This window comes from Mesorhizobium quangtriensis (genome assembly GCF_040081925.1).
Classification (GTDB): Bacteria; Pseudomonadota; Alphaproteobacteria; order Rhizobiales; family Rhizobiaceae; genus Mesorhizobium_K; species Mesorhizobium_K quangtriensis.
Map to the genome: position 1 here is coordinate 1,396,507 of NZ_JBEBMF010000002.1, position 15,295 is coordinate 1,411,801.

12 protein-coding genes are annotated in these 15,295 nt (G+C 62.1%); 8 read left to right on the forward strand and 4 right to left on the reverse strand.

The features are described 5' to 3' along the window. The first annotated feature begins 155 nt into the window (after window positions 1-155). Genes rlmN through ABMA32_RS15435 form a run of 3 tightly spaced genes read left to right on the forward strand, consistent with a single transcriptional unit; the run spans window position 156 to window position 2,317 of the window. Window positions 156-1,388, forward strand: coding sequence for a dual-specificity RNA methyltransferase RlmN (rlmN, locus tag ABMA32_RS15425; RefSeq protein ID WP_349014630.1), 1,233 nt, complete (start codon window positions 156-158; stop codon window positions 1,386-1,388). A gap of 6 nt (window positions 1,389-1,394) precedes the next feature. Continuing rightward, a complete protein-coding gene (locus ABMA32_RS15430; protein WP_349014631.1) occupies window positions 1,395-1,844 on the forward strand; it encodes a hypothetical protein in 450 nt (149 codons plus the stop codon). Then, window positions 1,841-2,317, forward strand: a complete 477-nt coding sequence (locus ABMA32_RS15435) for a hypothetical protein (protein WP_349014632.1) — start codon at window positions 1,841-1,843, stop codon at window positions 2,315-2,317. The genes ABMA32_RS15430 and ABMA32_RS15435 overlap by 4 nt, the downstream gene beginning before the upstream one ends. On the opposite strand, the gene ABMA32_RS15440 is transcribed toward ABMA32_RS15435, so the two are convergent. Continuing rightward, window positions 2,295-2,936 carry a LysE family translocator gene (locus ABMA32_RS15440; RefSeq protein ID WP_349014760.1) on the reverse strand — a complete coding sequence of 214 codons (642 nt, stop codon included), beginning with the start codon at window positions 2,934-2,936 and terminating at the stop codon, window positions 2,295-2,297. The two genes, ABMA32_RS15435 and ABMA32_RS15440, sit on opposite strands and share 23 nt — an antisense overlap. A 170-nt stretch (window positions 2,937-3,106) precedes the next feature. On the opposite strand from ABMA32_RS15440, the gene ABMA32_RS15445 reads away from it, so the two are divergent. Further along, window positions 3,107-4,330 carry an argininosuccinate synthase gene (locus ABMA32_RS15445; RefSeq protein WP_349014633.1) on the forward strand — a complete coding sequence of 408 codons (1,224 nt, stop codon included), beginning with the start codon at window positions 3,107-3,109 and terminating at the stop codon, window positions 4,328-4,330. A gap of 72 nt (window positions 4,331-4,402) precedes the next feature. Here the strand turns inward: ABMA32_RS15445 and ABMA32_RS15450 are convergent, their stop codons facing one another. Further along, window positions 4,403-5,203 (reverse strand): lytic murein transglycosylase, encoded by an 801-nt coding sequence (locus tag ABMA32_RS15450; protein ID WP_349014634.1) that lies wholly within the window; start codon window positions 5,201-5,203, stop codon window positions 4,403-4,405. Window positions 5,204-5,533: 330 nt separating this feature from the next. Between ABMA32_RS15450 and ABMA32_RS15455 the strand changes: the two genes are divergently transcribed. From ABMA32_RS15455 to rpsP, 4 genes are all read left to right on the forward strand, one after another. Beyond that, window positions 5,534-6,478 carry a CPBP family intramembrane glutamic endopeptidase gene (locus tag ABMA32_RS15455; RefSeq protein WP_349014635.1) on the forward strand — a complete coding sequence of 315 codons (945 nt, stop codon included), beginning with the start codon at window positions 5,534-5,536 and terminating at the stop codon, window positions 6,476-6,478. Window positions 6,479-6,709: 231 nt separating this feature from the next. After that, entirely contained in the window at window positions 6,710-8,290 is a 1,581-nt protein-coding gene (gene ffh / locus ABMA32_RS15460) for a signal recognition particle protein (RefSeq protein WP_349014636.1), read from the forward strand. 7 nt (window positions 8,291-8,297) lie between these two features. Then, the gene (locus ABMA32_RS15465) at window positions 8,298-8,627 is read left to right on the forward strand and encodes a chorismate mutase (protein ID WP_349014637.1); all 330 of its coding nucleotides are present in this window, start codon (window positions 8,298-8,300) and stop codon (window positions 8,625-8,627) included. A gap of 42 nt (window positions 8,628-8,669) precedes the next feature. Beyond that, window positions 8,670-9,059 (forward strand): 30S ribosomal protein S16, encoded by a 390-nt coding sequence (gene rpsP, locus ABMA32_RS15470; RefSeq protein ID WP_349014638.1) that lies wholly within the window; start codon window positions 8,670-8,672, stop codon window positions 9,057-9,059. Between the two features lie 77 nt (window positions 9,060-9,136). On the opposite strand, the gene ABMA32_RS15475 is transcribed toward rpsP, so the two are convergent. After that, window positions 9,137-10,462, reverse strand: a complete 1,326-nt coding sequence (locus ABMA32_RS15475) for an MFS transporter (protein WP_349014761.1) — start codon at window positions 10,460-10,462, stop codon at window positions 9,137-9,139. A gap of 70 nt (window positions 10,463-10,532) precedes the next feature. Then, window positions 10,533-15,293: an NAD-glutamate dehydrogenase gene (locus ABMA32_RS15480; protein WP_349014639.1), complete on the reverse strand. Its 4,761-nt coding sequence runs from the start codon at window positions 15,291-15,293 to the stop codon at window positions 10,533-10,535. Between the last annotated feature and the right edge of the window lie 2 nt (window positions 15,294-15,295).

A 15,295-nucleotide genomic window follows, 5' to 3' on the forward strand; every position in this document is an offset into this window, starting at 1 on the left:
CTTAAGATTTGACGAACATGCTTGAAAGAGCCGGCGTTGACCGGCTCTTTCGCTTTTCATGAGCAGGCTGGCTGCGTGACGCCGGACGGTTCGCGTGATACATGCGCCGAAAGCGTGCGGGCAGAATGGTCCGCCATCACTTATATGACCTGGCTATGACCCTCTCGATCGATCTTACCAACGGAACGACACGCTGGGCGCTTGCGTCGCGCGCTGGCGTCCTGGAGAAGCCGCCGCTGATCGGCCTCACCCGTGCCGAGTTGGCGGAGGCGCTTGTTGCCTCAGGGGTCGTGCCTGAGCGGCAGGCCAGGATGCGCGCACAGCAGCTTTGGCATTGGCTTTATGTGCGCGGCGTTTCCGATTTCTCCGAGATGTTCAACATCTCGAAGGACCTGCGCGTAGAACTCGACCGGCATTTTTCCATCGCCAGACCCGAGGTCGTCGAAGAGCAGATTTCCGCCGACGGAACGCGCAAGTGGCTGTTTCGCTTCCCGCCGCGCGGCGCTGGGCGGCCCGTCGAGATCGAGACGGTCTATATTCCCGAAGAGGGGCGCGGTACGCTCTGCATCTCCAGCCAGGTCGGCTGTACGCTGACATGCTCCTTCTGCCACACGGGCACGCAGAAGCTGGTGCGCAACCTGACGGCCGAGGAAATTCTCGCGCAGTTGATGACGGCGCGCGATCGTCTCGGCGATTTCCCGGATCGGGACACGCCGGCCGGCGCAATCGTACCGGCGGAGGGGCGCAAGGTTTCCAACATCGTCATGATGGGCATGGGCGAACCGCTCTACAATTTCGAAGCGGTGAAGAAGGCCCTGCTCGTCGCTTCGGATGGCGATGGTCTCGCCCTGTCCAAGCGGCGCATCACGCTGTCTACCTCTGGCGTCGTGCCTGAGATCGCGCGCACGGGCGAGGAGATCGGCGTCATGTTGGCCATCTCGCTCCATGCGACAAATGACGACCTGCGCGACCTGCTCGTGCCGATCAACAAGAAATATCCGCTGAAGGACCTGGTCGCGGCCTGTCGTGCCTATCCAGGCCTGTCGAACGCGCGGCGTATCACCTTCGAATATGTGATGTTGAAGGACGTCAACGACAGCCTCGAAGACGCAAAGGCACTGGTGAAACTGCTCAAAGGCATTCCTGCCAAGATCAACCTGATCCCGTTCAATCCTTGGCCGGGCACTAACTACCAGTGCTCGGACTGGGAGACGATCGAGAAGTTTTCCGACTACATCAACAATGCAGGCTACGCATCGCCGATCCGCACGCCGCGCGGCCGCGATATTCTGGCCGCCTGCGGCCAGTTGAAGTCGGAGTCCGAGCGCATGAAGAAGACGGAACGCCTCGCGCTCGAGGCGATGATGATCGCGGGACACGGCGAATAGGCCGGCGTGGTGAGAATACTGGGCAAGATTGCTCTCATCGCTGTTGGATACCTCGCCGCCGTCTGCGTCGCCGTTGTTGTCACCGAATCTATCATGCTCGCACCCGCGGCGCTGCCGGATGGCGGGACCAACGGCTCGCTGATGGGCCTTCTGCGGGACCTGCCGGGCATGTTCGCGGTCGGCTTCTTCTGGACCTTCCTGTGCGCGTTGCCCGGTTTCATCGTCGCCATCATCATCGGGGAAAGGCTCGACTGGTCGAGGTGGCGCGACTATGCGACTGCGGGTCTTCTCAATGTCATACCCTCGTTGGCATTCTTTTGGGGCTTTGCAGGCTCTCCGTTCAGCATGCCGTTTCTGATCATTTCAGCGCTTCCCGGCGGATTTGCGGGCGGAGCGGCCTACTGGACGTTGGCGGGACGGTTCATCGCGCGGAACAGAAGGCTTCCCACGGCATGAATGGCATCCTCACTTTTCTCATCCGCAGCGTGGTGGTCTTGCTCGGCTATGCCGTCGCCGCGCTGTGCTCCAGCGCCTTCCTTCATGTGGTTTCGCTGCCGATGCTGGGATTCACCGCCGAGGAAACGCCGGCTGTGGTGATAGGATCGGTCGTCTTCTCGATTCCGTTCATTGCACTGTTCGTGGCGTACTTTTCCTTCATTCCATCTTTGTTCGCCATCCTTGCCGGAGAAATCATCGGCCTGCGCGACTGGCTGTATTATGCGATCGCTGGCGGCGTCATCGGTGCGGTCGTGATGGGTTATTTCCGCAGCGCGACCGAGGCTGACCAATCGCTGATCGGCGAGCCCGGTTTCATGTTCGCCCTCATCGGCGCAGGAATGTGCGGAGGGCTGGGCTATTGGCTGATAGCAGGACGTTCGGCCGGAGGTTGGCGCAAGCCGCGCGAGATCACTTCGCCTGAGCCGAAATAATCTTCAGGGCGAAGGCCGAGAACACGCCGGCGAAAAGATAGTCGACGAAGCGCGTCACGCGCGGGCTCGCCTTCATGGCGGCGGCGAAACGATCAGCCGCAAGCACCATCGGTACCGACAACGGAATCGCGATGACCACCGACATCACCCCGAGGAAGAACAGCTTCCCGGCTGCGTGGGGATCGTGAGCCGAGACGAATTGCGGCAGGAAGGTCACGAAGAACAGGATGACCTTGGGATTCATCAGGTTCACGCCGAGCCCTACGGAGAAACTGCGGGCAATCGAGATGCGCGGCCCCTTCTTCTCCTGCGGGGAGAAAGCGGAGCCGTAGCGGAGCGCCTGATAGGCGAGAAAGACGAGATACCCCGCGCCGAAGATTTTCAGCACGAGGAATGCAGTGGGCGATGCCAGGATCAGGGCCGATACGCCGACCACGACGAGTGTCGTGTGGATCAGGACGCCTGTCAGCGCACCGGCCATCGACGCGAGCCCGGCCGCACGACCTTGGCTGAGCGTCCGGCTGACGAAGAGCGTCATGTCCGGGCCTGGCGTGATCGACAGGATCACGGAGGCGATGGCGAACTGTAGGAGAACGGCGGAATCTGGAATGAAGGACATGTGGCGCGCCCTGAATGTGTCGAAGCTATAGTCCCGCATCATGTTCCGCGCCAGCCGTTCAAGCGCTGGTTCCGCTTGGTCCAGCACCGTTTGCCGCGAGTGTTCGGCTTGTCCCTCCCGGCTTTCCTGCTATGAAGCGCCCCGAAAACGTGAAAATTCCGGGGACCGGCATGTCGAAGTGGAAAAACGTCAAGAAGGTGGTGCTTGCCTATTCCGGCGGGCTCGACACCTCGATCATCCTGAAGTGGCTCCAGACCGAACTCGGCGCGGAGGTCGTGACCTTCACCGCCGATCTCGGCCAGGGTGGCGAACTGGAGCCGGCCCGCCAGAAGGCGGAACTGATGGGGATCAAGGACATCCGCATCGTCGATGTCCGGGAAGAGTTCGTCTCGGATTTCGTGTTCCCGATGTTCCGCGCCAACGCCCAGTATGAGGGGCTCTATCTGCTTGGGACCTCGATCGCCCGGCCCCTGATCTCCAAGCATCTGGTCGATATCGCAAAAGAGACTGGCGCCGACGCCATCGCTCACGGCGCCACCGGCAAGGGCAACGATCAGGTCCGCTTCGAGCTGTCCGCCTATGCGCTCAATCCCGATATCAAGGTGATCGCTCCCTGGCGCGACTGGTCGTTCAAGTCGCGCACTGACCTGCTGAACTTCGCTCGCGATCATCAGATCCAGGTGGCGAAGGACAAGCTGGGGGAGGCTCCGTTCTCTGTTGACGCGAACCTGTTGCACTCGTCTTCCGAGGGTAAGGTGCTCGAAGATCCGTGGATCGAGCCACCGGAATATGTCCACCAGCGCTCCGTTTCGCCGATGGACGCGCCGGACAAGGCCACGGAAATCACCATTTCCTTCAAGAAGGGCGATCCGGTCGCCATCGATGGCAAGAAGCTGTCGCCTGCAACCTTGCTTGCCGCGCTCAACGATCTCGGCCGCGACAACGGCATCGGTCGGCTCGATCTCGTAGAGAACCGCTTCGTGGGCATGAAGTCGCGCGGCGTCTACGAGACGCCCGGCGGCACCATCCTGCTTCAGGCCCACCGCGCCATCGAATCTATCACGCTCGACCGGGGCGCCGCGCATCTCAAGGATGAGCTGATGCCGCGCTATGCGGAACTGATCTACAACGGCTTCTGGTTCTCGCCCGAGCGTGAGATGCTGCAGGCCCTGATCGACAAGAGCCAGGAAGATGTCGAAGGCGATGTGAGGCTCAAGCTCTACAAGGGCAATGTCATCGTGACGGGTCGCCGCTCGCCGAAGTCGCTCTATTCCGATGCGCTGGTAACCTTCGAAGACGATCGTGGCGCCTACGACCAGAAGGACGCGGAAGGCTTCATCCGCCTCAATGGCCTTCGTCTGCGCACACTGGCGGCAAGGAAGCGCAAGGGCTGAACCCTTCCGGCGACTCGCGAAATAAAAAACCCGGCCTTGAGCCGGGTTTTTTTGTTTTCAATGTCGGGTCAATCAATCGCCGTCGATCGCCATGGCGATGCGCGCGATTGCCTGCTGATAGACACGCGCGGAATTCCATCCGGCGATCGCGCCCATATTGCCTTCGGCGCTGACGCCGGGCTGCCAGCCATGTCCCCTGAGGAAGTTGGCCGTCGACATGAGCGCAACATTCTTGTCGCGCAGGTTCTTGTTTCCGACGCCGTAGATCAACACGTTGCCGGGAAGGAACTGGGTGTGGCCGATCTCTCCGTGCATGGCGCCAACCGAACTGGAGCTTAGCGCACCGCTGTCCACCAGCTTGAGCGCGCCAATAGCGTGCGGCGTGAAGAAATCGGGACGACGGCAGTCATAGGCAAGCGTCACAATGGCCGAGACCGTGTTCTGCTTGCCCATGAAGGAGCCGAAGCCGGTTTCCATGCCCCAGATGGCGAGGATCACACCGGGTGAAACGCCATAGGTGCTCTCGATCTTGTTGAAGAGCGCCGCGTTCTGTTTCTTCAGCGAACGGCCCTTGGAGATGATCGTGGACGCACCACGACGCTTCATGAAGTCCTCGACCGAACCACTGAACGCCTTCTTGACGGCGCGGTCGGCCTTGATCGTCGCCGAGGCGTAGTCGGCATTGGCCAGCGCCGCCAACCCCTTCTTTTTCACTCCGTTGGCCTTGGCCTGCTGGGCGAAATCCGCCTTCCAGGCTTCGAACCCGGCTGCGCTGTCGCCGCACGACTGCGCTTGCGCTGCCCCTGTCAGCAGCAGACCCAGCGCGGCTGCGCCTGCCATCACGACCATTTTTCCTCTGGCAAGAAATGCCATGCTGTTCTCCCAAGTTGCCTGAACCAACGTCCCCTCGTCGCGGGAACTCGTCACCGACACAAAGCTCATCACGACCCAGCAGACAGGCAAAGCAGCCATGATCCTGTGCGAATGCCTAAAAAGCTGACGACGATCAAGCGTTTGTTGCGGCAAATTGCGTTCAAAGGACGATGTTGCCGATGTTGTGATCGGCAGGACACGCCTTATGGCGCATGCCGTCGCGCACGAACCGGGCCTTTACCTTCCACCTATAAAGCACAGTGCTTCCCCTTGACGCGGCAACCGTTCATGGACCCTATCGTTTTGAACTCTTCCTCAACCGGATTCCCGATGGCAATCGATTCCTCGGCTTTCGAGCGCTACAGGCACTCGCCCAACGAAAAGACGACGATCCTGCGCCTTATCCTCGGCGTCATCATTATCGTCGTCTTGTGGTTCGGCACGACGATGGCCGTGATTTTTGCTGGGTCCTATGGACTTTTGCTTCAGGGGCCAGCGGACAGTTCGGGCGGAAGCGATCCGATCCAGAGGTTTCTGGGCAGTTCCACCGGCATATTCGCGACGCTCGTCACCTTCGCTGGCATCTGGATCGGTATCTGGATCGCGATGCGCCTGCTCCACAAGGAAAAGCTGTCGCGCCTGTTCGGCGTCAGCGCGCGCATTTCGAGATCCGGTTTTATCAGGGGATTTGCGGCCGTGGTCGTCACCTCGCTCGTGACCGAAATCGCCTATTTGTCGGTCATGCCCGGCATATCGCGCGGTCCCATCGCCATCGGCACCTGGGCTCTGATTTTTCTTCCGCTGGCGTTTTTCGCCTTCATTCAGACCTCGGCGGAGGAACTTCTCTTTCGCGGGTATCTCCAGCGCGGTCTGGCCTTTCTCTTCCGCAGTCCAATCGTCTGGGCCGTATTGCCTACCCTTGTGTTCACTGCCTTGCACTGGAACCCGGTCTCCCCGATCGGCATGAATATCGGCGTCATGATCGCCATCGGTGCGTTTTCCGCGCTGCTGGCGCTCCTGGTTTATGCAACCGGCAACCTCGGCGCTGCCATGGGCGCCCATCTCGGCAACAATCTCACGGGCTTTGCCCTCATCTCTCACGACCAGACGCTCGGCGGTCTCGCGCTCTTCCAGGCACCGCCGCTGGACAGCCTGGCTTGGACCTCCGGCGAGACGGCCCTGATCGCAGGTATCAGCCTTGTTTCGATCGGCTTGACGTGGTTGCTGCTGTTGCATCCGCGGTCGCCGTTGAGGGTAAGGCCGGATTTGGGCTGAAACCGCCGTCAAACTTGACTCCTTGGCGCTTTTCCTATCTAAGCCGCGCAAATTCCGCGACGAGTAATACTCCGAGCAAGCTGACCGGGACGCCTTATGAGAGGATGATCCCGGAAGCCAACACCCGGCAGCGCGATGCGCCCCCGGGTGCTTTTTGGCTTTGCTTATCGCTTGGATGACTGGTCAGGAAGCACTACCTCCCGGTTTTGTTGCCGGGAGCAAGGAAGCAAGATGTTCGAGAACCTACAGGAACGACTTGGCTCGATCTTGAACGGCCTTACCGGTCGTGGCGCGCTGTCGGAGGCGGACGTCTCGGCTGCGCTGCGCGAGGTTCGCAGGGCATTGCTTGAGGCAGACGTGGCGCTGGACGTCGTGCGTTCCTTCACCGACAGGGTGCGCGCCAAGGCGGTCGGCGCCGAGGTGCTGAAGTCGATCAAGCCGGGCCAGATGGTCGTCAAGATCGTCCATGACGAGCTGGTCGAGACTCTGGGTTCGGATGGCGTCGCGATCGACCTCAACGCACCGGCCCCGGTCGTGCTGATGATGGTCGGCCTGCAGGGCTCGGGCAAGACGACCACATCTGCCAAGATCGCCAAGCGCTTGACCGATCGCCAGAACCGCAAGGTTCTGATGGCGTCGCTCGATACGCGCCGCCCGGCCGCGCAGGAGCAGTTGCGCCAGCTCGGCGAGCAGACCGGTGTCGCAACGTTGCCCGTCATCGCCGGCCAGTCGCCGGTCGACATCGCCAAGCGCGCGGTCCAGGCGGGCAGGCTGGGCGGCCACGATATCGTCATCCTCGACACGGCCGGCCGCACGCATATCGACGAGCCGCTGATGCTCGAAATGGCCGACATCAAGAGCGCGTCGAACCCGCACGAGATCCTGCTGGTAGCTGACTCCCTGACCGGCCAGGACGCGGTCAATCTCGCGCGCAACTTCGACGAGCGCGTCGGCATCACCGGTCTCGTGCTGACCCGCATGGACGGCGACGGACGCGGTGGCGCTGCCCTCTCCATGCGCGCGGTCACGGGCAAGCCGATCAAGCTGATCGGCACCGGCGAAAAGATGGACGCGCTGGAGGAGTTCCATCCCAAGCGCATCGCCGACCGCATCCTCGGCATGGGCGATATCGTCAGCCTCGTCGAAAAGGCTGCGGAGACCATCGACGCCGAGAAGGCGCGCGCCATGGCCGAGAAGATGGCCAAGGGCAAGTTCGACCTCAACGACCTCGCCGGCCAGCTCGAGCAGATGTCGAAGCTCGGCGGCATGGGCGGCATCATGTCGATGATGCCCGGCCTGGGGAAGATGAAAGATCAGCTCGCTGCGGCCGGTCTCGACGACCGCATGTTCAAGCGCCAGATCGCCATCATCTCGTCCATGACCAAGGCCGAGCGCGCCAATCCAGACCTGCTCAAGCACAGCCGCAAGAAGCGTATCGCGTCCGGCTCGGGAACTGATGCGTCCGAGATCAACAAACTGCTCAAGATGCACCGCCAGATGGCCGATATGATGAAGGCCATGGGCGGCAAGGGCAAAGGCGGCGGGATGATGCGCGGCATGATGGGCGGTCTTGCCAGCAAGATGGGATTGGGTGGTCTCGGGGGCGGCATGATGCCCGGCATGGGCGGCATGCCCGACCTTTCCAAGATGGACCCCAAGCAGCTCGAGGCCCTGCAGAAGCAGGCTGAAGCTGCTGGTCTCGGCAAGGGCATGGGTGGTGGGCTGCCCGGCCTCGGCGGGATGAAGCTGCCGGGTCTCGGTGGTCAGGGCGGCCTGCCTGGAAACTTTCCTGGCGTGGGCAAGAAGAAGTGAGGCGGAAATGAGCGAACCGGCAGGAATGGACGCTGCGCGCGAAAAGCTCGCAGGCTACCGCGCCTCGATCGACAACATCGATGCGGCGCTGATCCATATGCTTGCGGAGCGCTTCCGCTGTACGCAGGCGGTCGGCGTTCTCAAGGCCGAGCATGGACTGCCGCCGGCCGATCCGTCTCGCGAGGCCCAGCAGATCGCGCGGCTGCGCCGCCTTGCGGACGAAGCGCAACTCGATCCCGATTTCGCGGAGAAGTTCCTTAACTTCGTCGTCAAGGAGGTGATCCGCCACCACGAACAGATCGCCGCCGGAAACGGCGAGCTGAAGCAGAACACCTGAACAGACAAGCTATCAACCGACAGAATTCCAAGGAGCTAAAGAATGTCGTTGAAGATTCGCCTGGCCCGTGCGGGCTCGAAGAAGCGTCCCTACTACCACGTCGTCATCGCCGACGTCCGTTCGCCGCGCGACGGCCGGTTCATCGAGCAGGTCGGCTCGTGGAACCCGCTGTTGCCGAAGGACGGCGAGCGCGTGAAGATCAACGAGGAGCGGGTCAAGCACTGGCTGTCGAACGGCGCGCTGCCGACCGACCGCGTCGCCCGCTTCCTCGACGAGGCCGGCATCACCAAGCGCGAAGCCCGCAGCAACCCGACCAAGGCGCAGCCCGGCAAGAAGGCGCAGGAACGCCTCGCCGCGCTGAAGAAGGCACAGGAAGACGCGGCTGCAGCGATCGCCGCAGCTACCGCACCGGCGGAAGAAGCCGCTTCCTGATCAACCTCTCTGCGGGTGGTCCAAACGCAGACGGCGGGCGAGCAATCGTCCGCCGTTTTTCTTTGCTCCGATCATGCTCAGTCTTGGACCTTGTCGGCCGGATAAGGTGTCGGCCAGAGCACGATCAGTCCGCCGACCAGAAATAGCAGGATGGTTGCCATCCCCAGCCGCTGCGAACCCGTCAGCGCGGTGACAGTCGCCACAGTGAACGGCGCGACGAAGCTGGTAGCGCGGCCTGCGAGCGCATAAATCCCGAAATAGCGACCGGCTTCGTCGGCCGTTACGCTTCGGGCAAGATAGGATCGCGAAGAGGCCTGCACTGGGCCGAACGCGAGGCCGATCAGCAGGCCGAACACGATGTAGGCCTTTTCGGCAGGTGTCCCGAACATGCCTAGACTGTCGACGCCCGGCAGTTGCAGCAGTCCAAAGAAGGTGTAGCCCGGCCCGGTCGATATGATTCCAAGAGTGGCGACGATCAACATCGCCAGCGACACGATGACGACGACCTTGGATCCCAATTTCGTGTCGAGCCGGCCTGCGGCGACGCAACCGAAGATGGCGACGATGTTGAGGATGATGCCGAAGATTCCAATCTCCATGATCGACCAGCCAAACATGGCGGCGGCGAATACGCCGCCCAACGCAAGCAACGCGGCGACGCCGTCCTGGTAGATCATGCGGGCGATGAGGAATCGCAGAATGCCGCTCCGCTTGCGAACCTCGCGCACGGTCGAGGCCAGTTCGGAGAGCCCCCTCCGCACGGCGGTGGCGATCGGCAGGCCTTTTTTGCCGTCGGGCGTGAACAGGAACATCGGCAGGATGAACACGACATACCAGAGCGCTGAAAGCGGGCCGGTCGCGCGAGCATCCTGGCCCTGAGCCGGATCGAGGCCGAATACTGGATTCAAGCCGATGATCGTCTTTCCGGTCTCAGGCGAGCTGGCCATGAAAGCGACGACGAAAATCAGGACGATCATGCCGCCGAGATAGCCGAGCCCCCAGGCGACGTTGGAGACGCGGCCGATGTCAGCTTTGGGAATCAAACGCGGCATCATGGAATCATTGAAAACGACCGAGAACTCGGCCGCGATTGAAGCCAGCGAGAACGCGAGAACGACCCAGAAAAGGCTCGACCCCGGCGCCGCGAACCACAGAGCGCAGAGGCTGACGATCTTGATCACCGCGAAGATCGCGATCCACGGCTTTCTTGGCCCGGTCTGGTCGGCGATCGAACCGAGGATCGGCGAGAGAACTGCAATGACAAGACCCGCCGCCGCAATGCCGTACCCCCAGGCCGCCTGGCCGGCTACGGGATCAGCCGCCATACGTGACACGAAATAGGGGCCGAAGATGAAGGTGGTGACTACGGTGAAGAAAGGCTGTGCTGCCCAGTCGAACAGCATCCATCCCCAGATGCCGCGCCGAGGTGCTTTTGGCTCAGTCTCGCTCACGCGATTGTCCTTTCAGGCCGCCTCAGGCATTGGCCAAATCGCTCATCAAACCGGCCGCAACGGAAAGACGCGAGACCGTGATCTCGCCTCCCTCCGTCAGCGCCTGCAACCGCTCGCGTGTTCTGGCGACGCGCTCGCCACCGGCCTCCAGCCATGATGCGACTGGATCGGCTTGCTTGCCATGGCCCGAAAGTGCTGCGACCGCAATGCCCCGCCGCGCGGCATCGATCGTATCTCCGGCGCGCGATAGCGCCATGTCCTCATAATAGTCGGACGGTTCAATCGAGCTCGCCGCAGCTTCGATACGTCCGACACGAAACGCGTGCGTCACTGCGAAGAATGCCTTCGCGGAATCGATAAGGTCCGCGCCGGCATCGGATGCGACGCGCGCGATGTCAGGGATCAGCTCCGAAGCATCGAGCAGGGCGAGGCGCGCCGCAAGCCTTTCCGGCACGCCTGACTCGACCAGTCCAAGCCTGCGTGCAGCGAGCCTCTCCTTCGGGAATTTCGGCAAAAGCAAGTGGAGCTTCGGCTCCAGGACGCGGCGCGCTTCCCGAAGCGCTGCGATCTGCTCGGCCAGAGCCTTGTCGCCTGTGCTGTTCTTCAGATCCCAGGCCACGGCTTCGAACAACACACGGCCCACGCTCGTATAGAGATCCAGCTGGACCTGTCCGTCGATGCGATTGTCGAGCGCATCGATTTCCGCGTAGAGCGCCGGCAGGGCGAAGCCGTCGCGAACGATGGCGAACGCGCGCACCACTTCGCGCGTTTCGCATCCTGTTGCTTCACGCAGCCGAGTGACGAAGGATGGTCCCCCGCGATTGATCATGTCGTTGATGACGACGCGCGTGATGATTTCGCGCCGCAGCCTGTGCGAGGCAATCTCGCCGGCGAACTTCCGCTCCATCCGGTCCGGAAAATAGGCGCTAAGATCCTGCTCGAAGTGCTGCTCATCGGGAACGTCGCTGGCGATGATGTCCGAGAAGAATACGATTTTGGCGTAGGCAAGAAGAACGCCTAGTTCCGCACGGGTAAGAGGTTCACGGCGGCCTTCGCGCTCGACGAGATCGGCCGGCGAAGGCAGGTTCTCCACCTCGCGGTTGAGCAGGTCCCTCGCCTCCAGGGAAGCCATGAAGCGGACGTGATGCGGAAATTCCGCCATTCCCGTCTTGCGTGCGACCGAGAGCGCCAGCGTCTGCTGGTAGTTGTTGGCAAGCACCAGGTGGGTCACCTCGTCGGTCATGGCAGTCAAAAGCCTGTCGCGGGCATTTCGCGTAAGCGTTTCCTTACGTATCGCGGATGCCAGAGCAATCTTGATGTTCACCTCGACGTCCGAGCAGTTGACCCCGCCCGAGTTGTCTATTGCGTCGGAATTGCAGGCGCCGCCAAGCAGGCAGAATTCGACGCGCGCCCGCTGGGTCACGCCGAGGTTGGCGCCTTCGCCGATAACCTTCGCACGAATGTCGGCTGCGGTTACGCGAACCGCGTCATTGGCACGGTCGCCGACTTCCTGGTTCGTTTCTCCGGTAGCACGGATGTAGGTTCCGATGCCGCCGAACCAGAGCAGGTCGATGGGCGCCTTGAGGATTGCCTTGATGATCTCGGTCGGCTGCGCGACAGTCTTGTCGAGGCCGATGGCGGTTGCGGCCGCCTGCGTCAGCGTGATCGACTTCTGGCTGCGCGAGACGATCATGCCTCCGACGGAGAGTTTGGCCTTGTCGTAGTCCTGCCAGCTTGAGCGCGGAAGCGCGAACAGCCGCGTGCGTTCCGCCATCGACACGGCCGGGTCAGGATCAGGGTCGATGAAGATGTCGCGATGATCGAAAGCAGCGATGAGCCGCGTCTGCTCGGACAGCATCATTCCGTTGCCGAATACGTCGCCCGACATGTCCCCGACACCTGCGACCGTAAAGGGTGTCGCCTGGATGTCGCGGTTCATCTCGCGGAAATGCCGCTTGACCGCTTCCCACGCTCCCTTGGCTGTAATGCCCATCTTCTTGTGGTCGTAGCCGGCGGAGCCACCGGAGGCGAACGCATCGTCGAGCCAGAAGCCATGCTTTTGGCTGATGGCGTTGGCGGTGTCCGAGAAAGTGGCGGTCCCCTTGTCGGCGGCGACGACAAAATAGGGGTCATCCTTGTCGCGCCGCACCACGTCCGCGGGTGGCTCTACGTGGTCACCCTCGATGTTGTCGGTGATCGAAAGCAGGCTGGAGACGAAGTTGATATAGGCCGCGCGGCCTGCGTCGAAAATCTGGTCGCGGGAAAGGCCCGCCGTGGAGCGCTTGGGATAGAAGCCACCCTTGGCGCCAACCGGTACGATGACCGCATTCTTCACCTGCTGCGCCTTCACGAGGCCCAGCACTTCCGTACGATAGTCCTGCGCGCGATCCGACCAGCGCAACCCGCCGCGGGCGACCGGTCCGAAGCGCAGATGCACGCCTTCAACCTCCGGGCCATAGACGAAAATCTCGCGCCATGGCGTTGGCTCGGGCAAGCCGTCAACGACGCGCGAATCGAGCTTGAACGCCAGCGATTGCCCCTTTGCGCGCAGGTCCGGCACGAAGTGGTTGGTGCGCAATGTCGATTCGATCAGGTTGAGATAACGACGGATGATCGCGTCGTCGTCGATGGCGGGCACGTTCTCGAGGGATTTCCGAATTTCCGCCTTCATCTGCTTCGCGGTAACAGACGCGTCCTTGCGGTCTGCCGGTCCAAGGCGCTGCACGAAAAGCTTGTAGAGCGCCTGTGCGATCCGCGGATAGCGGTTCAGGACGCCGGCGATGATCCACTGGCTCTGGGGAATGCCTGCCTGCTGAAGATATCTGCCATAGGCACGAAGCACGCCGATGGCGGGTGCGCCTAGACCGGCGGTCTGGGCGAGCGCATTGAAATAGTCGTCGTCGGCTTCCCGCCGCCACACCGACAGGAAAACCTCCTCGAACAGCTTGCCGTTGTCGGACAGGTCGATCGGCGCTCCGAAAGCACTGTCGAGTTCCATGTCGTGGATGAAAACCGGCCCGTCGGGCGCTCCCTGTACCTCGAAGGTGCGCTCGCTGATCACCCGGAAACCCATGTTCTCCAGCACCGGCACCCTGCGCGAGAGCGAAACCGGCCCGGCATGGTGATAGATTTTCAGCGATGCCTGCGCCGGCGTCTGCTCCCCGTGACGATAGTAGTCGATGATGATGGGACGGTCCGGTCCCACGACGGCTATCCGCCGCGCATCCGCCAGCGCTTCCGATGCGGTGAAGGAGCCACGATAGCTCACCGGCAGCCGCGCCGCGACCGTAAGCAGCGCAAGATCGGCGCCGGCATCGGCGGCCGCCTCGCGCAACGAGTCTTCCCAGGTGCGAGCGATGTCACGGATTGCGTGCTCGATCACGCGCGGCTCTACTTTCGGCGTCTTGCCGGTCGAGCGCCCGATAATGAAGTGGACACGCGCCAGCCCGCCCTCTGGAAAGGCGGGGTAGTAGGCCGAAACGCGGCCCTCGAACACGGTCTTCAGATATTGCCCAATCTGCTCGCGGACGATGGAATCGTATCTGTCGCGCGGCACGAACACGATAACCGAGACGAAGCGGTCGAACTGGTCGACACGGTAGAGCACCCTGACGCGGGGGCGTTCGGTCAGCCCCAGAATCGCGTCCGCATGCTTGCGCAGCAGCGGGACCGAAACCTGGAACAGCTCGTCGCGCGGATAGCTTTCGAGCACATTGATCAGCGCCTTGCCCGAGTGATCGTCCGGGTTGAAGCCGGACTTGCGGATCACCGCCTCGGCCTTCGAGCGCAGGTAGGGGATCTTCATGACAGAGCGCGTGTAGGCAGTCGAGGTGAAGAGCCCGACGACGCGCAGTTCGCCCGTGAGCTTGCCTTTCTCATTGAAGGTCTTGATGCCGATATAGTCGAGATAGGCGCGGCGGTGCACGTGGGACTTGGCGTTGGCCTTGGTGACGATCAACGGCTCCGGGCCATGCAGGAAGGCCCGGATTTCAGGCGTTGTCGCCTCTCCACCGACCCTTCGCAGGACACGCACGTCAGGGTCAGCCAGTATGCCCAGTCCCGGCGCTTTCGCTCGTGTGAGCGTGCCGGTCTTCTCGCCGCCCGTGTAATGGAACTCACGCATGCCGAGGAAGGTGAAGTTGTCGTCGCGCAGCCATTCCAGGAACGCGAGCGCCTCGGCAATTGTGCGCTTGTCCAGCTGCGGCGGCTGATGGCGGTAGTCCGAGATGACGCGCTCCAGCCGCGACAGCATGGGCTTCCAATCGGCAACCGCCGAGCGGACCTGGGCCAAAACCCTCTGCAGCCGTTGCTTGAGACCGGTCGCATCCTCCTCTGAAAGCGCGCCGACATGGATGTGGATCACCGAAAGACGGTCTACGTCCTTGACACCGTCGCCGACGATTTCGCTGACGCCCCTCCTGTCATGCCGTACGCCGATCACGGGATGGACGACCAGCGTCGGTTCGCCGGCCGTATCGGACACCTCGCCGATCACCGAATCGAACAGGAAAGGCATGTTGTCGTTGACCACGGTGATCACGGTCTGTCCTCGTCCTTCGCAAACGATGGCCGGGTCTGTGACTATGGAGATGACGCTTTCGCCCTTGCGGTGCGAAAGAACGGCCTTTTCGGCGAGTGCTGCGGCCCGGTCCAGTACGGCCTTTTCATAGGCGGCGACATCCTCTGCCGGTGCCCTGTCCATCAGATGGATGGAAGACCGGGAGGGTCCTGAGGTCTTACCCTTGCGGGCTACCTTCGCGGATGCTGCGCGCGTGTCGGCCATGG